18 protein-coding genes are annotated in these 22,339 nt (G+C 33.8%); 9 read left to right on the plus strand and 9 right to left on the minus strand.

The features are described 5' to 3' along the window. Window positions 1–237: 237 nt before the first annotated feature. From glmS to P2W65_RS04215, 3 genes are read right to left on the minus strand one after another with little or no spacing between them, the layout of a single operon-like run. Window positions 238–2,088 (minus strand): glutamine--fructose-6-phosphate transaminase (isomerizing), encoded by a 1,851-nt coding sequence (gene glmS, locus P2W65_RS04205; protein WP_289663717.1) that lies wholly within the window; start codon window positions 2,086–2,088, stop codon window positions 238–240. Between the two features lie 9 nt (window positions 2,089–2,097). Then, window positions 2,098–3,726: a BamH family beta-barrel-assembly machinery protein gene (gene bamH, locus P2W65_RS04210; RefSeq protein ID WP_289663718.1), complete on the minus strand. Its 1,629-nt coding sequence runs from the start codon at window positions 3,724–3,726 to the stop codon at window positions 2,098–2,100. Window positions 3,727–3,747: 21 nt separating this feature from the next. Then, window positions 3,748–4,554 (minus strand): glycogen/starch synthase, encoded by an 807-nt coding sequence (locus P2W65_RS04215; RefSeq protein ID WP_109191016.1) that lies wholly within the window; start codon window positions 4,552–4,554, stop codon window positions 3,748–3,750. Window positions 4,555–4,661: 107 nt separating this feature from the next. Here P2W65_RS04215 and panC point away from each other — a divergent pair, with 107 nt between their 5' ends. The 5 genes from panC (at window position 4,662) to P2W65_RS04240 (ending at window position 10,711) form a co-directional block, all read left to right on the plus strand. Further along, the gene (gene panC, locus P2W65_RS04220) at window positions 4,662–5,510 is read left to right on the plus strand and encodes a pantoate--beta-alanine ligase (RefSeq protein WP_289663720.1); all 849 of its coding nucleotides are present in this window, start codon (window positions 4,662–4,664) and stop codon (window positions 5,508–5,510) included. Between the two features lie 14 nt (window positions 5,511–5,524). Next, window positions 5,525–5,875 (plus strand): aspartate 1-decarboxylase, encoded by a 351-nt coding sequence (panD, locus tag P2W65_RS04225; protein WP_008465481.1) that lies wholly within the window; start codon window positions 5,525–5,527, stop codon window positions 5,873–5,875. 203 nt (window positions 5,876–6,078) lie between these two features. Further along, entirely contained in the window at window positions 6,079–7,233 is a 1,155-nt protein-coding gene (locus P2W65_RS04230; RefSeq protein ID WP_289663723.1) for an alpha/beta hydrolase, read from the plus strand. Then, window positions 7,233–8,594: a DNA repair protein RadA gene (gene radA / locus P2W65_RS04235; protein ID WP_035652862.1), complete on the plus strand. Its 1,362-nt coding sequence runs from the start codon at window positions 7,233–7,235 to the stop codon at window positions 8,592–8,594. The genes P2W65_RS04230 and radA overlap by 1 nt, the downstream gene beginning before the upstream one ends. A 152-nt stretch (window positions 8,595–8,746) precedes the next feature. Continuing rightward, window positions 8,747–10,711 (plus strand): transglycosylase domain-containing protein, encoded by a 1,965-nt coding sequence (locus P2W65_RS04240; protein WP_289663724.1) that lies wholly within the window; start codon window positions 8,747–8,749, stop codon window positions 10,709–10,711. Between the two features lie 215 nt (window positions 10,712–10,926). Here the strand turns inward: P2W65_RS04240 and P2W65_RS04245 are convergent, their stop codons facing one another. Together P2W65_RS04245 and P2W65_RS04250 are read right to left on the minus strand one after the other, a co-directional pair. Then, window positions 10,927–11,676: a LytR/AlgR family response regulator transcription factor gene (locus tag P2W65_RS04245; RefSeq protein ID WP_289663725.1), complete on the minus strand. Its 750-nt coding sequence runs from the start codon at window positions 11,674–11,676 to the stop codon at window positions 10,927–10,929. Beyond that, the gene (locus P2W65_RS04250) at window positions 11,673–13,430 is read right to left on the minus strand and encodes a tetratricopeptide repeat-containing sensor histidine kinase (RefSeq protein ID WP_289663726.1); all 1,758 of its coding nucleotides are present in this window, start codon (window positions 13,428–13,430) and stop codon (window positions 11,673–11,675) included. The genes P2W65_RS04245 and P2W65_RS04250 overlap by 4 nt, the downstream gene beginning before the upstream one ends. Window positions 13,431–13,638: 208 nt before the next feature. On the opposite strand from P2W65_RS04250, the gene P2W65_RS04255 reads away from it, so the two are divergent. From P2W65_RS04255 to P2W65_RS04270, 4 genes are all read left to right on the plus strand, one after another. Continuing rightward, entirely contained in the window at window positions 13,639–14,601 is a 963-nt protein-coding gene (locus P2W65_RS04255) for an SIMPL domain-containing protein (protein WP_289663727.1), read from the plus strand. Between the two features lie 107 nt (window positions 14,602–14,708). Further along, window positions 14,709–15,869 carry a vWA domain-containing protein gene (locus P2W65_RS04260; protein WP_289663729.1) on the plus strand — a complete coding sequence of 387 codons (1,161 nt, stop codon included), beginning with the start codon at window positions 14,709–14,711 and terminating at the stop codon, window positions 15,867–15,869. 8 nt (window positions 15,870–15,877) lie between these two features. Further along, complete coding sequence (locus tag P2W65_RS04265) at window positions 15,878–16,501, plus strand: murein L,D-transpeptidase catalytic domain-containing protein (protein WP_289663731.1); 624 nt, start codon at window positions 15,878–15,880, stop codon at window positions 16,499–16,501. 63 nt (window positions 16,502–16,564) lie between these two features. After that, complete coding sequence (locus P2W65_RS04270) at window positions 16,565–18,193, plus strand: DUF4139 domain-containing protein (RefSeq protein WP_289663732.1); 1,629 nt, start codon at window positions 16,565–16,567, stop codon at window positions 18,191–18,193. Window positions 18,194–18,297: 104 nt separating this feature from the next. On the opposite strand, the gene P2W65_RS04275 is transcribed toward P2W65_RS04270, so the two are convergent. The 4 genes from P2W65_RS04275 to P2W65_RS04290 form a co-directional block, all read right to left on the minus strand. After that, window positions 18,298–19,335 (minus strand): aldo/keto reductase, encoded by a 1,038-nt coding sequence (locus P2W65_RS04275; RefSeq protein ID WP_289663733.1) that lies wholly within the window; start codon window positions 19,333–19,335, stop codon window positions 18,298–18,300. Between the two features lie 605 nt (window positions 19,336–19,940). Next, complete coding sequence (locus P2W65_RS04280) at window positions 19,941–20,192, minus strand: hypothetical protein (RefSeq protein ID WP_289663735.1); 252 nt, start codon at window positions 20,190–20,192, stop codon at window positions 19,941–19,943. A gap of 232 nt (window positions 20,193–20,424) precedes the next feature. Continuing rightward, window positions 20,425–21,369, minus strand: coding sequence for an OmpA family protein (locus P2W65_RS04285; protein ID WP_179002973.1), 945 nt, complete (start codon window positions 21,367–21,369; stop codon window positions 20,425–20,427). Between the two features lie 132 nt (window positions 21,370–21,501). Next, window positions 21,502–22,263, minus strand: coding sequence for an exodeoxyribonuclease III (locus P2W65_RS04290; protein ID WP_109191027.1), 762 nt, complete (start codon window positions 22,261–22,263; stop codon window positions 21,502–21,504). Between the last annotated feature and the right edge of the window lie 76 nt (window positions 22,264–22,339).

Genomic DNA, 22,339 nt, shown 5'->3' on the forward strand with positions numbered 1-22,339 from the left:
ATAAAATTCATATTTAATATCATTTTTTACAATATTTTAACTATTTGTTAATTCAATTTCTTAGAATAAAAACAAAGAAATACAAAAGAAAAACCAATATACTATGCATACATATAAATTTTTATCAAAAAATTGAAAAATTCATAAAAATACATAAGCAGAAAAAAAATTATGACAATAAAAAAAAGCGAGACCTAAATCTCGCTTTTTTAACATATTTATATTTCTAAAAAGAAATTACTCCACTGTAACTGATTTTGCCAAATTTCGCGGCTGATCCACATTACAACCTCTCATAACAGCAATGTAATATGAAAGCAATTGCAACGGAATTGTTGTTACTAATGGAGATAATGCATCTGAAGTTTCCGGAATTTCGATAACATAATCTGCCAATTCGCGAACTTGAATATCACCTTTTGTAACTACAGCGATTATTTTACCGCTTCTTGATTTAATTTCCTGAATATTACTTACAATCTTATCGTAATGTCCTTGTTTTGGAGCAATTACAATAACCGGCATTTGTTCGTCAATCAAAGCAATTGGACCGTGTTTCATCTCTGCAGCCGGATATCCTTCTGCATGGATATATGAAATCTCTTTTAGTTTTAAAGCACCTTCTAAAGCAACTGGGAAATTATACCCACGTCCTAAATAAAGACAATTTGGCGAATCTTTAAAAGCTGCTGCAATTTCTTTTGCTTTATCATTGGTTTCTAATGCTTCTGCTACTTTTTCAGGAATAACTTCCAATTCCTGAAGGTAAGTATGGAAATCTGTATTCGACAATGTTCCTTTCGCTTTTCCAAGTTTCAAGGCAATCATTGTTAAAACAGTAATCTGAGTAGTAAACGCTTTTGTAGAAGCCACTCCAATTTCTGGCCCTGCATGCGTGTAAGCACCTGCATGGCTTTCTCTAGAAATAGAAGAACCTACAACATTACAAACACCAAACACAAAAGCTCCATTCTCTTTAGCCAACTTAATAGCCGCCATTGTATCTGCAGTCTCACCAGACTGAGAAATAGCAATAACTACATCGTCTTTATTGATAATTGGGTTTCTATATCTAAACTCAGAAGCATATTCTACTTCAACAGGAATACGTGTAAACTCTTCAAAAATATATTCAGCAACTAGACCTGCATGCCAAGAAGTACCGCACGCTACAATTAGAATACGTTTTGCATTTAAGAATTTCTCCAAATTATCCTCGACACCGGCCATTTGAACAATTCCCTCATTAGCATGAAGCCTTCCTCTATACGTATCTTTAATTACTGAAGGTTGCTCATAGATCTCTTTTAACATAAAGTGATCATATCCTCCTTTTTCAATCTGCTCCAAATTCATTTGAAGTTCTTGAATATAAGGATCTACCAAAGAATCATCTTTAATTTTTCTAATTTTAATAGGCTTATGCAATCTAATATTTGCCATTTCTCCATCTTCTAAATACACCGCATTAGAAGTATATTCAATAAATGGTGACGCATCAGAAGCAACAAAATACTCTCCTTCTCCAACTCCAATCGCCAACGGACTTCCTAATCTTGCCGCGACAAGTTCATTTGGATTTTTTTTATCAAAAACAGCAATTGCATATGCCCCAACCACTTGATTAAGTGCAATCTGAACCGCTTTACCTAATTTAATATTTTCTTTCTTCTGAACTTCTTCTATTAAATTAACTAAAACCTCTGTATCTGTATCCGATTTAAAAGTATAACCTCTTTTGATCAACTCTTCTTTTAGAGGAGCATAATTCTCTATAATTCCGTTGTGGATAATTACTAAATCCCCAGAGTTAGAAACATGAGGATGAGAGTTTACATCGTTTGGAACACCGTGTGTAGCCCAACGAGTATGGCCAATACCAATATTACCATTAACAGTAAATCCTTCGCTTGCTTTGGCTTCAAGATCAGAAACTTTACCTTTTGTTTTACAAACCTTTATGCCAGACTCTTCGTCATACAGCATAACACCGGCACTATCATAACCTCTGTACTCAAGTCGCTTTAAGCCCTTGATTACAATAGGATACGCGTCTCTATGACCGATATATCCAACAATTCCACACATATATATTTATTAATTTGGTTTCGTATAGTAGATCTGGAGTTTCAATCTTTTATCACCAGCAGAAGCCTTACCGCCATACAAAACAGTACCCAAAGGACTCATTACTGATGTTCTAGGCGCTTGTGATATAGTTTCATTTTTAAGCTCCAATACATTAGGCACAGCAAAAGTAGCTGCAGAACTTAGAGAAACAGTCAATCCTAAATTAACATTTTTCAATGTTGCATCTTTTATAAGATTACGAATATGACTTGTAATTCTCACTTTGTATGTTTTGCCTTTTTTATTAGAATCAAGTACAATTAGACCACCAAATGTACTATCATCGGTAGAGAAATCTGCCAAAACTGTATTATTAGTCATATCAGACAAATAAACTCTCATTGGTTCTTTTGTATTGGCCATTTTATCGGCATCAATATAAAAGACAAGATTTGCTTCATTTACTTTCCAGTTCTTAAGCGTAACATTTTTTCTGATTTCATCCAATTGATCAGGAACACCATTGGCACCATCTTTAACATCTCCATTAGCATCATAACTCAGAACATCTGTCTGATCAAAAAGCTTAATTATTGCCAAAGATCCCTGACCTCCTTTTAAGTAAAGTCTTTCGTCACCATCTTTATCATTTCTGTTTGCAACGGCACTTTGATAATCGGCATTTTTCGCATCTTGAAGAAAACTAGCCGTACTAGTTGCTGTAACACCTTTTAAGTTTACTAGAATCTGCTTATCTTCTGTAGCATTTGCATCATCAGTTGTAGAAGCTGTTTTAGCTTTATATTTAATAGTGATTACTCCTTTAGAAAAATCCATTAAAGCCATATTAGCAGGAGAAGTTCCTGATTTTTCTACCATAAAATACAACCCTCTAAAATATTCCTGAAAAAGATCTTCTGTAGAAAGTTTTGAGGCTACAGCATTTAATATTTTATCCTGAAAAAATTGCTTATTAAGATTTAAAGTCATTTGCGGAGCAACTCTTGTAACAGTTTCTTTATTGTCTGCATCAACTGTTTTAGTTACAATTTCTTTAGAATCAAAAAAGAATTGTTCATTTTCTACGGCCGCTCCATCATTTAATAACACATCCTTATTAGCAATAGTAAAGAAATCATTATTTTGGCTTGTATAATAAAATTGAGGCAATTGGGAACCACCACTGAAATAGCTGTTTCTCATCTGCATTTTTGACTCATAAACACTCAATTTTAATTTATAATCACTTCCCTGACCCCCATAAATAGAATCTAGCTTGTAAGTACTATTACCCTCAGCATCGGTCGTTTTATCTTTGACAAAATATGGAATAGTAAGCACAACACTTTCTACAACCGGAGACTCTCCAATTGTTGGCGCATAGCTAACAAGTCCAACTTGGGTCACAAAATTTGCAGTAGTAGTACCAAATAAAGGATTATCAAAAATACCCAAAGCATTTACAGCTAAATTATTCGACTGAATAGGAGTCACTTCTTGATTAAAAGCTAAAACATTATAATCTTGCGCTTCAAGCCCAAAATGATCATCTGCAATTAAACCATCACCTACTGCATTAAAATCTTTGTCGCAAGAATATAAAGAAACAACAATTAAAGCTAAAAGAATTTTCTTAACAAAAGAAGTATTATACATGTTTTATAATAAAGTTAAAATTTAAAGTCCAAACGTTCTATAGAAATTTGTATAAGCGTCAGCAAATGCATCTTTCGTGGCGAAAGGTAAAAAAGGTTTTCCTGAAGATTCTATAAATTTTGTTAAACTTGGAGAAACATTTTCCGAAGCAATGATTACTCCATCAGAATGTAAGATGCTTGCTTTTAAAACATTCTCGTAATTTGGAACTTCTAAATCTGATACAGCATCATGAGGAACACCATCAAATTTAACTTTATTTATCATCTCCAAATCCAAATTCTCATCAAAAGACTGTCCGTAAACAGAAGTAATGATTTTGGTTTCAGAAAATAAGGCTTCATGTTTGTAATAATGTTTCATATAGATAGGAAGCATTGCTGCAAGCCATCCATGAACGTGAATGATATCTGGAACCCAGTTTAATTTTTTCACTGTTTCCACAACACCTTTAGCAAAGAAGATTGCTCTTTCGTCATTATCAGGATATAAAACACCTTCCTCGTCTGCGAAGGTTGCTTTACGTTTAAAATATTCATCATTATCTATAAAGTAGACCTGAATTCGCTCTTTCGGAATTGAAGCAACTTTAATAATCAACGGCATGTCTAAATCATTCACTACCAAATTCATCCCTGAAAGCCTGATCACTTCGTGTAGCTGATGTCTTCTCTCATTGATATTCCCATATCTTGGCATGAAAATTCTTATTTGACCTCCTTGGTCATTAATCATTTTCGGAACGTCATAAGACATTAAAGAAACCTCATTTTCAGCCAAATAAGGCACGACTTCAGATGATACATATAATATCCTCTTATCTTTCATAATAGTATTTTACTTAATTTTGGTAATAAAAACGTCGCAAAATTACAAAAATTTATGCAGTTTATAACTAATATATTATGTTTGCATAAAATTTTAATAATACCTCAATGCACATTTTCTACAGTAAAGCAGCTTTGATAGCCTATATTAAAACTATCAAAACCGCAAATTCAACTATTGGATTTGTACCAACAATGGGCGCTTTACACCAAGGACATTTGGCTTTAATGCAGCGTTCACTAAAAGAAAACGACGACACCGTTGTAAGCATTTTTGTCAATCCAACCCAGTTTAACAACCCGGAAGATTTAGCAAAATACCCGAGAACTTTAGAAGAAGATATTAAGAAAATGCGTACATTAAGTGATAAAATCATTTTATACGCTCCTTCTGTCGAAGATATTTATGAAGGAAATACTGTTTCTCAAACTTTTGATTTCGACGGATTGGAAAATCAAATGGAAGGAAAATTCAGGCCAGGACATTTTAATGGCGTTGGAACAATTGTAAAAAGGCTTTTTGAGATTGTCACTCCGACCAATGCTTATTTTGGAGAAAAAGATTTTCAGCAGCTTCAAATTGTTAAAAAAATGGTCGAAAAAGCGGACTTACCTGTAAATGTTGTTGGCTGTCCTATTTTCAGGGAAGAAAACCAGCTTGCAATGAGTTCGCGTAATGAACGCCTTTCTGCACAAGAACGAAAAGATGCCGCTATTATCTACAAAACTTTAACTGAGGCTAAAGAGATTTTTAAGAATCATAGTCCACAGGAAACATTGGAATTTGTAGAAAATTCTTTCAAAGACAATAACGAATTCGAGCTTGAATATTTTGTTATTGCTGACGAATCAACACTTTTACCTATCGATCAGAAAGAGAATGACAAAAACTACCGTGCATTTATAGCAGTATTTGTTAATTCTATAAGACTGATAGACACCATTTCATTAAATTAATCTAACTTTGCAGCATGCAAATTCAAGTTATAAAATCAAAAATTCATCGCGTTAAAGTAACGGGTGCCGATTTAAATTATATTGGCAGCATTACTATTGATGAAACTTTACTAGAAGCTTCAAATATTATTGAAGGCGAAAAAGTATCTATTGTGAACATTAATAATGGCGAACGTTTTGAAACTTACGCTATTAAAGGTGAGAAAAACTCAGGCGAAATCACTTTGAATGGTCCAGCTGCAAGAAAGGTTCAGAAAGATGACATCATCATTATCATTTCTTACGCAACTTTGGATTTTGAAGAAGCGAAGACCTTCAAACCGTGGATTATTTTCCCTAACGAAAATGACAATTCGCTAACCTAAACCAATTCTTTCTTTTTTAAGAATTTACTTTCTTTGTTCAAAGCTTTTTGTACAAAGAATTCCTCTTTTGTCTTAATCCAAAATGATTTTGACGCTAAAATACTGTGCTTCAATTTTTATCCCTTTTAACAAAGAAGCAAATAAAATAGTATATTGCTACACTATTTTCAATACATTTTTAATTTACTGAAATGCCACAAATCATGAAAAAAGTTTACCTACTAACACTTTTGATTTCATTCTCGTCGTTTGCCCAAAAAACGTTCGACAACATTAAATCAGAAAAACTGGGAGAAGAGCGTAGAATTACAATTGGACTTCCGGCTTCTTATGAAGCAAACAAAGACAAAAAATATCCTGTTCTTTATTTATTGGATGGCGATTACTTATTTGATCCTTTTTCCGGAGCTGTAAGTTATGGTTCGTATTGGGATGATATTCCGGAAATGATCATTATCGGAATTCACCAAAATAAAGATGGAGAACGTTTTGACGACACCACAATCGACCAAAACGAAGGGCTTCCTTTTGAAAAAGGTTCCAAGTTTTTCGAATTCGTCGGAGCAGAATTAGTGCCTTATATTGAAAAAAAATATCGTACCTCGCCTTTCAGACTTATTGCAGGCCATGACATAACAGCAAGTTTTGCTAATTTTTATCTGTATAAAGAAATGCCACTCTTTAATGCATACATCTGCTTAAGTCCGGAACTTGCCCCAAAAATGGAAGTGCGTATTGCTGAAAAATTTGCTAAAATAAAAAAACCGATTTTCTACTATCTTTCTGCAGGCGAAGGTGACATTAAAAAGATAAAAGAACCGATTGAAAAATTAAACAATAATATTAAAATCGCTAATAATCCGTTAGTGAATTATAAATACGATGTTTTTAAGGGTGCTACGCATTACACAGAAGTATTACATTCTATCCCAAGTGCGTTGTACCAGATTTTTGAAGCATACCGACCTATAAATTCTGCCGAATACAACGACAAAATTGCGGTTCTTCAAGAAGGTTATGCTGAATACTTAGAAAAAAAATATGCTGACATGTCTGAAGTTTTAGGAGTTCAGATTCCAGTTCGAATAAGCGATTTTAAAGTAGTAGAAAATCTTATTTTAAAAAGAAACGCCTATAGCGAATTAGGAAAAATGGCCGAAATTGGAAATGTAAATTATCCAAAAGCCATGTTGGGAGAATATGAATTAGGATTAATGTATGAAAAACAAGGCGATCCGAAACATGCATCAAAAAAATACCAAAATGCTTCACAAATGGAGCCGATTGGCGATTTGAACAAAGACATGATGTATGAGAAGATTGACGAAATGAATACGCTTGCCAAAAAAAGTAAATAATGTCAAAAGTTAAAACTTCCTTTTTTTGCCAAAATTGTGGCACTCAATACTCCAAATGGCAGGGACAGTGCAATGCATGCAAGGAATGGAATACAATTGCTGAAGAAATTATTCAGAAGCAGGAAAAAGTGGCTTGGAAAAGCGAACCCACTTCAACAAACAAAGCGCCAAGGCCTTTAAAAATTGACGAAATTGATTCGGCTCAGGAAATTCGAATGGATACAACTGACGGCGAATTGAATCGTGTTTTAGGAGGCGGAATCGTTCCGGGATCTTTGACACTTTTAGGCGGAGAACCTGGAATTGGAAAAAGTACACTTTTACTTCAAATCTCATTAAAATTACCTTATAAAACTTTATATGTTTCTGGAGAAGAAAGTCAGAAACAAATCAAAATGCGTGCGGAAAGAATAACGCCAAACAGCGACAACTGTTACATTCTAACCGAAACCAAAACACAGAATATCTTCAAACAGATTGAAGCGATTCAGCCAGAAATCGTAATCATCGATTCGATCCAAACTTTACATACCGATTATATCGAATCGACCGCTGGAAGTATTTCTCAAATCAGAGAAACAACAGCCGAGTTAATAAAATTCGCTAAAGAAACTAACATTCCGGTTATTTTAATTGGACATATTACCAAAGACGGAAACATCGCCGGGCCAAAAATTCTAGAACATATGGTAGACACTGTTCTTCAGTTTGAAGGCGATCGGAACCATATTTATAGAATTTTACGTTCGTTGAAAAACCGTTTTGGTTCTACATCAGAACTTGGAATTTATGAAATGCTTGGAAGCGGTTTGCGTGAAGTAAGCAATCCGTCTGAAATATTGATTTCACACAAAGACGAAGAATTATCAGGAACAGCAATTGCTACAACTCTTGAAGGCATGCGTCCGTTGATGATCGAAATACAATCTTTGGTAAGCACAGCTGTCTACGGAACACCTCAACGAAGCACAACAGGTTACAACGCCAAAAGACTAAACATGATTTTGGCCGTTTTAGAAAAAAGAGCAGGATTCCGTTTAGGTGCAAAAGATGTTTTCCTGAATGTAACGGGAGGAATTTCTGTTGATGATCCTGCAATTGACTTAGCCGTTGTGGCCGCGATTTTATCATCAAATGAAGATATTCCGGTTGGTAAAGGTTTCTGTTTTGCAGGTGAAGTTGGTCTTTCTGGCGAAATTCGTCCAGTTAACCGAGTAGATCAGCGTATTCAGGAAGCCGAAAAATTAGGTTTTGATACTATCTTTGTTTCCAAATACAATAAAATTGCTTTAAAAAATACAGGAATCAAAATCGAATTGGTCGCTAAAATTGAAGATGTTGCCAGCATTCTTTTTGGGTAATTTTTTTTGTTAGCCACGACCCGAGCGATAGCGAACGGGCGAAGCAATTCACGAATTATATTTAAATCTTTATGGAAAAAAAATTTTTGAATTAGTGGCAGAAAAAAATATTTAACATCACAGACTGTTCTATTCTTTAAGAAATTAACTTTATGAATTTTCCAAAACAAAAAATATACAAAGCACTAAAAATACTGGGAATAGTAATTCTTGTGCTTTGCATTGGGTTGTACTATTTCCGAAATTCTCTTCTAAAACAGGCAATTGCAAAAGTTACCCACAAAATGGCTGTGCAGTACAACAGTAATTTTTCTGTAGAATCGGCTTCTTTTGATGGATTATCGACTATAAAATTGACCGATGTTGTTTTGGCTCCAATAAATGCTGATACACTGGTCAAAATCAAAAATGTAGAAACCAGCATTAGTTTAAGCAATTTATTAATTGGAGATGTTCAGGTTGGAACTTTAAAAGTGGATAATGGATATATTCAATTGGTAAAAAAAGGTAAAAAAAGAAATTTTGATGCTTTTCTAAAAAAAGACCAGGAAGAAACAGAATCGAACGAAAAACGAAAATATGCTTCTTTTGCTTACAGAATCATTTCAAAAGTTCTGAATTTGGTGCCAACCGATATGGATTTGAAAAACTTCAAATTCAAAATCGACGACAACGGAAAACAAACTACTGTTGATGTAAATAAATTGGTTTTAAGCGACAAACAACTGGAAACGAATCTTCATGTCCAGGCTAAAGATTTTGATCAGCGTTGGAACATTAAAGGATTTGCAGATCCAAGAAATAAAAAAGCCGATATTCGATTTTTCAATCTCGATACAGGAGCAATTCGTGTTCCGTATTTGGATCAGCGTTATAATCTAAAAGCAAGCTTCGATTCGATCCGCTTAAATGTTCAGAATATTGATAAAAGCGGCAGCGAACTTCATATTGACGGTTACACTTCTATTGCTAATCTTAAAATCAATCATCCAAAAATTGCGAGCAAAGATGTCGTAATTAAAAATGCTCGTTTTGATTACCGCTTTTTATTGGGGGACAGTTTTATTTCGATCGACAGCACTTCAACTATGCAGTTGAATAAAATTAAAGTCCGTCCGTACATTTCTTACGATACCGAAAAAGATACAGTTTATACTTTAAAAGTCGACATTCCGAAAATGAAAGCGCAGGATTTTATCGTTTCGCTTCCAGATGGTTTATTTACGCATTTTCAGGGCATGCAGGCGACTGGAAATTTCGATTATAAACTAGACTTCAAATTCAACAAAAACAAACCCAATACGCTTGTTTTTGACAGCAAGTTAAATAAAGAAGATTTACGAATTACCAAATATGGCGAAGCCGATTTAAATAAGCTAAATGGCGAATTTGTCTATCGTGCTATTATTCAAAATGTATTGCAAAGACCGGTTTTGGTTGGAAATGCAAATCCGAATTATACGCCTTTAGACCAGATTTCCCCTTATTTAAGAAAATCGGTATTAACGACTGAAGATCCATCTTTCTTCTCGCATCGCGGATTTATCAATGAAGCTTTCAAGCAATCTATTCTAAAAAACATCAGGACTAAGAAATTCTCTCGCGGTGCCAGTACCATCAGCATGCAGTTGATTAAAAATGTGTTTCTGACTAGAGAAAAAACGCTTTCGCGAAAGCTTGAAGAAATTCTTTTAGTTTACATTTTAGAAAACAACCGAATTGTAAGCAAGGAAAGGATGCTAGAAGTGTATTTCAACATTATTGAATGGGGGCCAAATGTATACGGAATTGGCGAAGCAAGTCATTTCTATTTCCAAAAAAGTCCAGCGGATTTAAATATTGATGAATGTTTGTATTTGGCAATGATTATTCCGAAGCCAAGAAAATTCATGTATCAGTTTAATGATCAGGGAAATTTGAAAGATTATGCTTTAAAAAATCAAAAGTTCCTGAAAAACTTAATGTTCAGAAGAGGGCTTTTAGTTCCGGAAGATACAACTGGAATATTACCGGTTTATATTTCAGGAAATGCGCGTTCTTTTATTAAAATCAAAGCTCCGGATTCCACTGCAGTCAAAAATGATTCTTTGGCTGTGGATGATGAATTTGATTTGTAGTTTTGCCGCGAAGGCGCTAAGACACTAAGTTTTTTTCTCCTGCAAGGTTTTCAAAACCTTGTAGGCGTTATCCTTTTTACTTCTACATACTTATTACCTACGGCGCGAAGCTTTTTTCTCCTGCAAGGTTTCCAAAACCTTGTAGGTGTTATCCTTTTTACTTCTACATACTTATACCTACAAGGTTTTGAAAACCTTGCAGGAAAGGAAACGAATTATTTAAAGTTCTTTAGGAATTCTTCTTTATAAGTTGGCGAAACTTCAATTTCAGCACCATCATTAAGCGTCACGATTCCACCTTTGTTATACGATTTCACGCAATTGATATTGATGATATGCGATTTATGAACCCGAATAAAAGGCAGAGGCAAAATCTCTGAAAAATGCTTCAGGAAACGGCAGACCATTTTTTTACTTCCGTTGTTGAGATGCAAATCGGTAAAATTTCCGTTACCACGAAGTCGTACTATTTCTTCCATTTTTACGACTTCAAAACCTTCAAGCGTTGGAAGAATCACTTGTTGTTTTTCTGGTTTTTGCTCGTGGAAATTCTCAACAATAATTTTATTTCTGTTGAAGATTTCATGATTCATAATTTGATGCTGAACCTTATTTACCGCTACAATCAGCTCTTCAATACTAATTGGTTTTAAAAGATAATACGCGGCACTTTGATTCAAAGCTCGAAGCGAATATTCAGAAAATGCCGTGACAAATATGGTTTCAAAATGCAAGTCTTTGCAGGCTTCCAAAACATCAAAAGCATTTCCGAAAGGCATTTCGACATCCAGAAAAACCAATTGTGGGTTCAGTTCGTGAAGCAAAGGAACCGCTTCTTTGATATTCTGCGCTTCGCCAATAACCTCAACCTGCGGACAATACTTACTCAAATAATTTTTGAGCACTTCTCGCGCAGCTAGTTCATCTTCTACAATTACACTTTTTATCTTTTGGAGCGTCATCATATTTTGTCAATTAATGGAAAAACAATTTGAACTATTGTCCCAGATTCCAGTCCTTCTTTTTCTACAATTCTAAATGTAATTTCCTTTTTATACAATTCATTCAAAAGCGCAATTCGTTCTTTGGTATTGTTTAGACCTCTGGATTCGTATATTTTTTGGTTTTTTGTTTTGAGTTCACCGCTTTTGGTTAAACCAATTCCGTTGTCTTCAATGGTAACGATGATTTTACCATTTTTATAATCAAATCGCAAAGACAAAAATCCTTTTTTATCCAAATAACGTAATCCGTGCCAGATGGCATTTTCAAGATGAGGCTGTAAAATCATATTCGGAACAAAAACCCTTTCCGGGTCCAGCGAATCATCAACCGTAATTTCAAAATCAAATTTATCTTCAAAACGGAGATGTTCTAAATCCAGATATTTCTTGAGCTGTTCTACTTCTTTATCCAGAGAAATAAAATCCTTATTGGAATTCTCCATCATATTCCGCATCAAATTCGAATAAGACGTCAAATATTTATTAGCTTCCAATTCTTTGTTTTCCGAAATAAACTGATTGACGCTATTCAAACTATTAAAAATAAAATGCGGATTCATCTCACGACGCAATGACTGCAAAGCGATTTCTTTATTTTTAATTTTAATAGAATACAAAGCTTTTACAATAAACAAAAACAAAAGCAGTAACAACCCAACTGAACCAATCAGGAAATAATTGAAGGTATTTTTCTTCGAAATCAGTTCGTCTTTCAGTGTTTTTTCTTTTTCCAACTGACGGATTTTTTCTTCTGTGATTTGGAAAGTCTTCGCATCAATCAAAGTAGTATCAGAATGAATCAGTCTGTCGAAATTTTCAAAAAATTGTTCGTACAAAACCATACTTTCTTTATCCTGACCTTTGGTTTTGTAGTATTTAACCAAAGATGATAAACTCTTTTTGGCTTCCGCCGAATTTCCTTTTTGAAAAGACAAATCATACGCTTCTTTTAATGATGAAATCGCCTTCTCAGGTTCTTTCTTTTCAAAATAAAGGGATGAAAGCGATTGAAGCTGTTTTATTTCGGTTGTATAATCTTTATTTTTTCTGGCTTCTGCCAATATTTTTTCGCTTATCAGAAGCGCTTTATCAAACTGATTGTCTTCGGCATAAACTTTAGCAATTTCGTTTTTGATTTTTATAGCTTCTTCAGGTTTATTTTTGGTATAATCTAAGGCTTTGTTGTAACTCTCAATCGCTACTTTTTTATCATTTAACTGAAGTGAATTCTGCGCTTTCTGTACATAAGCTTCTTTAACTTCGCCTTTTTTGTTTTCCTTTTTCAGTAAATCAATATTCGAATCCACATAATCTGCCTGACTTGCCGGATCGGACTGATTTTTTAAACGGTTGGCATCATTTAAATTGATTTTTTCTTCAACTGCATCTTTTGTCAACGATCCCGCTTTTTCATAGTTTTTAATCGCCGAGCCAAAGTTTTTCTGATTTTCCTGTGCTTTAGCAAGACTTCTGGTAACACGGGTTTTGTCTTCTGTCAGTTTTAATTTAGTATAACTGTTTAACGCTCTTTTATAGTATTCTTCTGCTTTGGCATTATCTCCTTTATTCAAAAATTCATTAGCCAGTTTTTCGTAATTCTGAGCAATTTTCGATTCATCGTTATCATCAAGTGATTTGGATAATTCTTCTGCCGTTTTACTGATTTTGGTACTGCTTTTCTCCATTTTTTTGTCAGGAATAGCTTGTGCTGTCATTCGCTGTGGAACTAACAACACTAAAAAAAACAGACTAAAAACAATTAACACACTATGCTTCACAACAAATAATTTAGAAAATGTAAAGTAACCTAATTTCAGATTCCCATCCTATATCTTTCACCAAGTCAAACGGCCTGTTGACCCATTCTGCCAAAAATACGTTTTTTCCTGCAATACATTTGTTTCCGAATCAAAAATCAAAATCATGAAAAAACTATTCTTATCTCTTTTTATCATTCTATTTTCTCAGTTTGTAGTTGCACAGGTTTCAGGAAATGTCAATTATCAAAATCATTATAATGACCAAAATAGCATTAACATCAATTTTCCTTCTAACGATGGTATTGTCGCAAGTGTAAAAGGACTTGCCAATGTTAAAGCAGATTCTTATACCGCTATTTTCAGCACCACTCAAACCGGCAAAACAACCAAAGAAGTCAACGAATTACTTGACCAGAGAATTACACAGGCGCTGAACGAAATCAAACTTAAAAAAGGCGTTGAAACTTTTGTCGATATGATTTCGTTTGTTCCGGTTTATGAATATGAAACTGAAAAAAAAGTATTCAGCCGAAAAACTTATAACGAAGTTCCGACTGGATTTGAATTGAAGAAAAACATCTACATTAAATTTTCGGATCCAAATCAGTTAAATGAATTTATTTCCATTTTATCCAGTAATGAAATTTACGATTTGGTGCGCGTAGATTACTTTTCAAATGCTTTGGAAACCATCAAAAAAGAAATGATGGCCAAAGCCAGACTGCTGATTCAGGAAAAAATAAAAAACTATGAAATTCTTCTTGGCGAAACCTTTACAAACGCCGAAAAAAGAATTGCTGATGATTTCATTGTAAACTTACCCGTAGAAATGTATCGATCTTATGAGGCATACAACAGCTCCTCTTTAAACTTAAAAAGGAATTCAAATATTAACCAAGCTACCAAATCGACTACACTTTATTACCAGCCGGTTTTTGGTAAAGAGTTTGATTTTATCCTTAATCCTTCGGTTTTAGAACCTGTTATTCAGGTACAATATGAAGTAAAAATTGTTATTAACAGAGAAAAGAAACAAAATGTAAAAGGAGACAAAGAGTTTATTCTGGTTACACCAAATGGCGATTTAAAAACTTTAAATATTAATATGACAAAACAAAACTATTAAGCTGAGACCATTTCACCAAGTCAAAAGCCCGTTTCACCCTTTGTCCGAAAAATAGGCCTTTTTTGTTTCTAAGTTTGATCTGTAATCATCAGTAAAAACTAAAAATCATGAAATCAAATCTTTTTATTTCCGCACTATTTGCAATTGCATTTTCTATCACAAGCTGTCATTCTTCCAATGACAAACCAAAACCGAAAACTGAAATCGAAAAACCGGCAACAGCTTCCAACACTAAAATACAAGTTGCCCTTTTGCTGGATACTTCGAGCAGTATGGACGGTTTAATCGATCAGGCAAAATCACGATTGTGGAATATTGTAAATACGCTGACCACTTTAAAATATGAAGGAAAAACACCTGATATCGAAATTGCTTTATATGAATATGGCAATGATGGACTTTCTGCAAAATCAAACTTCATCAGACAAATAACACCGCTTTCAACCGATTTGGATTTAATTTCTGAAAAACTGTTTGCGCTTAGAACCAACGGCGGAAGTGAATATTGCGGAGCCGTTATTCAGGATGCAACGAAAGATCTGAAATGGGCATCAGAAAACAGCAGTATGAAACTGATTTATATTGCAGGAAACGAAGAATTCAATCAGGGAAAAATCAGTTACAAAGAAGCGATTAGCAATGCTTTAAAAAATGGTATTTATGTAAATACTATTTTCTGCGGTAATAAAACCGAAGGCATCAACATTTTTTGGAAAGACGGCGCAGACCGCGGAAAAGGAAAATATTTCAATATTGATTCAGACAAAGCGGTAGAATATATCGCCACTCCGTATGATGATGAAATTGCCAAATGCGATGAAAAAATGAACAAAACCTACATCAATTACGGAGCAAAAGGAGCTGATAAAAAAATGAATCAGATAAAGCAGGATCAAAACGCAAAAATGGTTTCAGCTTCAAATTATACAGACCGTGCCGTAAGTAAATCCAAAGCAGTTTATAAAAACGACAGCTGGGATTTGGTTGACAAAGTAAAAGACGATGCAGGAGCTATTTCTAAAATCAAAAAAGAAGAATTACCAACAGAATTGCAAAACAAATCGACTGCAGAATTGCAGAAAATAGTAACTGAAAAGACAAAAGAAAGAGAAACCATCCAGAAAGAAATCAGCGTTTTGGCCAAAAAACGTCAGGAATATATTGATACGGAATCTAAGAAAACCAAAAAGCAGGATGATTTAGGCAATACTATCAATTCATCTATAATAGCTTTTGCCAAAGTAAAAGGTTATACCGTTGAGAAATAAATTGGTGTATGAAAAGCAACCTTTTCTTTTTCTTCTTGCTCTCGATTTTCTGCACCGCATTTGCCTGTAGAAATAAAGAAGAAAAACCAACAGTCAGTAAAAGTTCAAAACCGATTTATTCCTACGAAGAGAAACTAAAAAATGAAGTCACTGAAATCAGGAGATTCTTGGGGAAATCTCCGAAATACAATTCAGATGTTGCTTTCTTTTTAGACATGAAGATAGAATCCGGAAGAAATCGGTTTTTTGTTTATGATTTGAAACACAACAAATTACTAGATAAAGGTTTGGTTGGACATGGTTCTGGTTCCGAAACTGGCATTTATGGAGAATTGAAATTTAGCAATGTCAAAAATTCCAATTGCAGTTCGCTTGGCAAATACGCCATTGGTGGTTCCTATACAGGAAGATTTGGAAAAGCCTATAAATTATACGGTTTAGATAAAAGCAACAGCAATGCCTTTGATCGAAATATAGTCCTACATAAATATGAAGATATTCCGTTTGAAGAACAGCGATATCCAATCTGCAATAGTTTAGGATGTCCTATGGTAAATGAAAAATTCTTCAATGTACTCGAAAAACAGATTGATAATTCTAAAAAGAAAATTATCTTGGTAATGTATTATTAAATCAATATGATATTAAAATTTTTATATCATGAAAATTAACTTAATATTTAAAATTATAGCTATATGATTAAAAAATTAGTAACGATACTCCTACTTATGCTGTGTTCATGCGTATTTGCGCAAAAACCTGTTTTCACAACTGCAAAAGTAAAAGCAGCAACAGTGTACTTTAATGCAGCCGAAATATTAGAGACTGCAAATGTTGTTTTACCAATAGGAACCTCTGAAATAGTGATTAAAAATGTAGCCGTAAACTTAAATGAAAGTTCTATTCAAATTGGAGCACCTACAAATGTAACAGTACTTTCAGTACAGTTTACCAATAATTATATTTCAGAATATGAAACCGATTCACAATCACCATTACTAAAAAGAGTACGAGACAGTATTACTTTAGTTCAAAAGGAAATTCAAAAAGTAAATAATGCTATTAATTCTGAAACAAAAACAATCCAGCTGTTAGATAAAAACCAGCAGATTTCCGGAGCTAATTCTGGACTAAATGTGGCTGAGTTGATGAAAATGGTGGAATATTACAAGAACAAACAACTTGAAATTTCCAATAACATCAACAACCTTACAGAAAAAAAGCAAAAATTGGATCAGACACTCCAAAAATTAAACAACAAACTGGAAATAAATACCGACAAAGAAGAACAAACTTCGTCTGGAAAATTGATTGTTCAGGTAATGAATAATCAGACAGGAAATGTTCCGTTAGAAATATCTTATTTGACTAATAATGCTTCCTGGTCACCTTTTTATGATTTGAGAGCCGAAAGTGTAAATGCACCAATCAATATGATGTACAAAGCACAAGTCGTTCAAAATACAGGAATTGAATGGAAAAAAGTAAAACTTACTTTATCAAGCGGTTATCCTAATCAAAATAATCAGGCTCCAATTTTAAGCTCATGGTTTTTGAGAAACAATGTTAATTATGGCTACAATCAAAGAGCTGTTATGAATCAACTGCAAAGTGTTGGGGCAATGAAAGCTAAAAAGGAAAGCAGTGATCTTAATTATAGTGCAGAACCAATTATGGCAGAATCCACAATTTCTGATTACACAACAGTGGCAGAAAACCAGCTTAATATTTCTTTTGACATTGATATTCCGTATGATATTTTATCGAATGGAAAAATTCACAGTGTCTCTTTGAAGGAAATAAAACTCCCTGCTACGTACAAATATTATGCTGTTCCAAAAGTAGAAAATGATGCTTTTTTACTGGCTGAAATTGCAGATTACAGTAAATACAATTTACTGCGTGGCGAAGCTAATATTATTTTTGAAGGCATGTATGTGGGTAAGACTTTTATTGAGCCAAACCAAACCAGCGATACTTTGAATCTAAGTATGGGGCGTGATAAAAAAGTATCTATTAAAAGAGAAAAAGTTGCCGATAAATCAGGAACTAAATTTTTATCTGCCAGAAAAGAACAAACGTTTACGTTTGACCTTACCGTAAGAAACAATAAAAAAGAAGCTGTTGAATTGATCTTGAAAGATCAATATCCATTGAGCACAAACAAGGAAATTGAGGTAGAACTTCTGCAAAGTGATGGTGCCAAAGTCAATTCAGAAACTGGAATCCTTACTTGGCAGTTACAGCTAAAACCAAATGAAACTAAAAAATTCAGAATTAGCTACAGAGTAAAATACCCGAAAGATCAGATTCTAAATTTATAAAGCCTTTCAAAATAAAAATCCCGATAATCAAGATTATCGGGATTTTTATTTAATTGGAAACCTAACAGGTTTTAAAACCTGTTAGGTTTGTCTTTACTTCTAAATTAAGGAGCAGGATCAGGAATAATTGCCTGAACAGCATCAATTTCTGCTAAAATTTGTTTCGAAAGCACCACATCAATTGTATCAATGTTTTCTTTTAATTGTTCCAAAGTGGTTGCTCCAATAATGGCACTTGTCAAAAATGGCTGTTGCAATACAAATCCCATTGCTAATTCGGTTAACGTTAACCCGTGTTTTTTAGCGATTTCCTGATATAATTTTGTCGCTTGTGTACATTGATCGCTATTGTAACGTTTGTATTGCGGAAAAAGATTAATTCTTGCTTTTGGATGAGCTTCTCCTGTAAGGAATTTTCCAGTCAAAACTCCAAAGGCCAAAGGCGAATATCCTAACAAACCAACATTTTCATATTTCGAAACCTCGGCAGAATTTACTTCAAACAAACGATTCAATAGAGAATACGGATTTTGAACGGTTTTGATTCTTGGTAAATTGTTGTATTTGCTTTCTTCCAAAAGACGCATCATTCCCCATGAGTTTTCATTTGAAACTCCAATGTGTTTTATTTTACCTTCTTTGATTAATACGTCAAAAGTTTCAAGGATTGCTCTGAAATTATCTTCCCAAACATCATCATGTCCGTGAAAAGCACGTTGTCCGAAATTATTGGTTTTTCTTTCCGGCCAATGCATTTGATACAAATCGATATAATCGGTCTGAAGCCTTTTTAAACTTTGCTCAACAGCAAATTTGATACTTGTTGGAGAAAAATCCAATTTCTCACGCATATAACCAAAACTCGGATTGGGTCCGGCAATTTTAGAAGCCAAAATTACTTTATCGCGATTTCCTGATTTCTTAAACCAAGTCCCAATAATTTTTTCCGTACTTCCATAAGTTGCTTCACTTGCCGGAACTGAATACATTTCGGCTGTATCAAAGAAATTAACTCCTCTTTCTAAAGCGTAATCCATTTGCGCGTGTCCTTCGGCTTCTGTATTTTGTTGACCAAATGTCATGGTTCCAAGGCATATTTTACTAACTTTTATATCGGTGTTGGGTAATGTAGTGTATTTCATTTTTTTTTAAGATGCTGAGTTGCTAAGATTCTAAGGTTCTAAGTTTCCCTCACTTTGTTTTTAATTTTTAATTGAAGAAGCACAAATGTACGAATGGATTTTTCAAATCTGAATTTGAAAAAGGTTAAAAAAAGTACAAGATTTTTTCGATCTCTCCTGCAAGGTTTCCAAAACCTTGTAGGTGTTTCTTTTATTGCAAACGAACATATACCTACAAGGTTTTGGAAACCTTGCAGGAAAGCAAAAAGGGTCCAAAGTAAAACTTTGAGCCCTTTTTTAAATCTTAGCATCTTAGTATCTCAGAACCTTAGCAACTTAATCTATTTCAAACTTTTTAACGGATTTTGATATGCATTAAAAATTCTAACCACAAAAATCGAATCCTCTTTAATCTGATACAAAACTTTATATTTTCGAATTACAATTCTACGACAATCCATTCTATAATCATCAATTTGAAATTGCTCAGGAAAAGTAATTTTATCAGTAGAATGGTATAATTCTTCTCTAATTTTTAAAGCAGTTTCTTTAGAATAACTTTCTTCAAATACAAGTAAATATCTTTTAAATCCAGTTTGGCACTTTCACTCCAAAAAACTTCTAATTTACTCATTATCCCAATCTTCCATTTCTTTCAACAAATCATCTTTTGAAATTATTCGATTGTATTTAATATCATCTAAACCTTCTTCAATTTTATTATGATATTCTGACAATGCTAATGGATTTCCTTTAGCATCATAAGAAACCACTTCATTCAAATAGTTATCAAAAACCGAAGAAACAATTCTCAAAACTCTTTCATCTGCTAATTCCAATTGATTCTTTATCTTTTCTTTTAATTCCGGAAGTCCCATAGCTTAATCTTTTGAAATCCAAAGTTACGAAAATAATAAAACTGAAATTCCAATTTAAAGAATCCTAATACAAAAACTAAAGTTTCAGTTCTCCTACAAGGTTTTGGAAACCTTGTAGATGTTTCTTTATTACAAACGAACTTATACCTACAAGGTTTTGGAAACCTTGCAGGAAAACAAAAGGCTCAAAAGTAAAAACCTTTGAGCCTTTGTAACTGTGTCCCTTTTAACCTTAATTAATACTATTAAGCATCTCCGCAATCTCATCCAATCTTGGAGTTAAGATAATTTCGATTCTACGGTTTTTAGCTTTTCCTTCTGGAGTAGCGTTGCTTGCTAAAGGAGAAAACTCGCTTCTTCCCGCGGCAGTTAATTTTTGTTTGTTGATTTTTGGGTTTTCGCTCAAAATCGCAACGATTGCAGTTGCTCTTTTTGTAGATAAATCCCAGTTGTTTGCAATTGGTCCAGAACCAGCATACGGATCATCATCTGTATGTCCTTCAATAAGAACCGAAAGATCCGGATTGTCTCCTAAAACTTTTCCAAGTTCTACAACAGCTCTTTTACCTTCTGTTCCAACAGCCCAGCTTCCTGAGTTGAAAAGTAATTTGTTTTCCATAGAAACATATACTTTTCCGTTTTTATGCTCAACTGTTAAACCTTTGCCTTCAAAACCAGTTAATGCTTTAGATAAAGTTTCTTTTAACTTACGCATTGCTTCTTCTTTAGCCGCAATCATATCTTCCAATTCTTTCAAACGGTTTGCTGTTTTATCTAAACGAGCTTGTTCGTCTGCAAGAGCTTTACCTTTTGCTTCTAACTGCGCTAGCAATTCACGGTTTTTAGCCATGTTTTTCTCCAGAGCATCGTTGCTGTTTTTCTCTAAAGCATTATATGAATCCTGCAGCACTTTAAATTTCTTTTGTTCTGCAGCTAAATCGGCTTTTTGTTTTGCCAAATCATCTTTTGTGCTCGCCAAATCTTTAGTCAATTTATCGCGATCCAATTCTAATTGATTTTTCGCTTTCTTCAGATTATCATTTTCATCCGTAATAGAACGGTTTTCTTTCTTTAAATCTGAATATTTTGTTTCTAAATCATTATAAATTTTCTTAGAAACACAAGACGTTGCGGACATAGCTAATACTAATAATCCGATGGAGGCTTTTTTAATCATCTTTCTTTAATTGGTTTTTATTCTGGGGCGTTTAATACTTTTTCAATGACAATATCAAAATTCAATCACAATGTTTAAACTCTAATATCAATTTTAAAACTTAAATTCTTTCAGCAAGAACAATACCAAACTTTAATCAATTTCGACTAAAACCGGACAATGATCTGAATGCATAGCGTCTGGTAGTATAACAGCTCTTTTTAAACGGTTTTCTAACGCATTGCTTACCAAATTATAATCGATACGCCATCCTTTATTGTTTCCTCTTGCTCCTGCACGGTAACTCCACCAAGAATAATTGTGTGGTTCTTTATTGAAATGACGGAAACTATCAATAAAACCAGATTTCATAAAAGCATCTAACCAAGCACGTTCTGCAGGTAGAAATCCAGAAACTGTCTTATTACGAACTGGATCATGAATATCAATTGCTTCGTGACAGATATTATAATCACCGCAGATAATCAAATTTGGAATCGTCAATTTCAATTCATTAACATACGTTTGAAAATCATCCATAAACATAAATTTATGATCTAATCTTTCAATGTTTGTTCCCGATGGTAAATACAAACTCATTACCGAAACATCATCAAAATCGGCACGAAGATTTCGACCTTCAAAATCCATATGATGAATTCCTGTTCCGTAAACAATGTTATTCGGTTTTGTTTTAGACAAAATTGCTACGCCACTGTATCCTTTTTTAGTTGCAGGATAGTAATATTGGAAAGGATAACCTGCTGCTGTGATATCGTCAACTGGAATCTGATCCTGTGTTGCCTTTATTTCCTGAAGGCAGATTACATCAGGACTTGCTTGTTGCAGCCACTCGATAAAACCTTTGTTTATCGCGGCACGAATTCCGTTTACGTTATAAGAAATAATTTTCATCAGTGATTTTTTTAGGATTTCAAATGTAATAAAAAAGTGCAAAGTTTATCTTGGAAACAATGAAAAGTAGAGTTTT

The sequence above is a fragment of the Flavobacterium panacagri genome (assembly GCF_030378165.1).
Taxonomy (GTDB): Bacteria; Bacteroidota; Bacteroidia; order Flavobacteriales; family Flavobacteriaceae; genus Flavobacterium; species Flavobacterium panacagri.

Bases quoted from the DNA above. Each gene is read 5' to 3' on its own strand.
- glmS (WP_289663717.1), bottom strand. From the start codon at position 2,088: ATGTGTGGAATTGTTGGATATATCGGTCATAGAGACGCGTATCCTATT.
- bamH (WP_289663718.1), bottom strand. From the start codon at position 3,726: ATGTATAATACTTCTTTTGTTAAGAAAATTCTTTTAGCTTTAATTGTT.
- P2W65_RS04215 (WP_109191016.1), bottom strand. From the start codon at position 4,554: ATGAAAGATAAGAGGATATTATATGTATCATCTGAAGTCGTGCCTTAT.
- panC (WP_289663720.1), top strand. From the start codon at position 4,662: ATGCACATTTTCTACAGTAAAGCAGCTTTGATAGCCTATATTAAAACT.
- panD (WP_008465481.1), top strand. From the start codon at position 5,525: ATGCAAATTCAAGTTATAAAATCAAAAATTCATCGCGTTAAAGTAACG.
- P2W65_RS04230 (WP_289663723.1), top strand. From the start codon at position 6,079: ATGAAAAAAGTTTACCTACTAACACTTTTGATTTCATTCTCGTCGTTT.
- radA (WP_035652862.1), top strand. From the start codon at position 7,233: ATGTCAAAAGTTAAAACTTCCTTTTTTTGCCAAAATTGTGGCACTCAA.
- P2W65_RS04240 (WP_289663724.1), top strand. From the start codon at position 8,747: ATGAATTTTCCAAAACAAAAAATATACAAAGCACTAAAAATACTGGGA.
- P2W65_RS04245 (WP_289663725.1), bottom strand. From the start codon at position 11,676: ATGATGACGCTCCAAAAGATAAAAAGTGTAATTGTAGAAGATGAACTA.
- P2W65_RS04250 (WP_289663726.1), bottom strand. From the start codon at position 13,430: ATGACAGCACAAGCTATTCCTGACAAAAAAATGGAGAAAAGCAGTACC.
- P2W65_RS04255 (WP_289663727.1), top strand. From the start codon at position 13,639: ATGAAAAAACTATTCTTATCTCTTTTTATCATTCTATTTTCTCAGTTT.
- P2W65_RS04260 (WP_289663729.1), top strand. From the start codon at position 14,709: ATGAAATCAAATCTTTTTATTTCCGCACTATTTGCAATTGCATTTTCT.
- P2W65_RS04265 (WP_289663731.1), top strand. From the start codon at position 15,878: ATGAAAAGCAACCTTTTCTTTTTCTTCTTGCTCTCGATTTTCTGCACC.
- P2W65_RS04270 (WP_289663732.1), top strand. From the start codon at position 16,565: ATGATTAAAAAATTAGTAACGATACTCCTACTTATGCTGTGTTCATGC.
- P2W65_RS04275 (WP_289663733.1), bottom strand. From the start codon at position 19,335: ATGAAATACACTACATTACCCAACACCGATATAAAAGTTAGTAAAATA.
- P2W65_RS04280 (WP_289663735.1), bottom strand. From the start codon at position 20,192: ATGGGACTTCCGGAATTAAAAGAAAAGATAAAGAATCAATTGGAATTA.
- P2W65_RS04285 (WP_179002973.1), bottom strand. From the start codon at position 21,369: ATGATTAAAAAAGCCTCCATCGGATTATTAGTATTAGCTATGTCCGCA.
- P2W65_RS04290 (WP_109191027.1), bottom strand. From the start codon at position 22,263: ATGAAAATTATTTCTTATAACGTAAACGGAATTCGTGCCGCGATAAAC.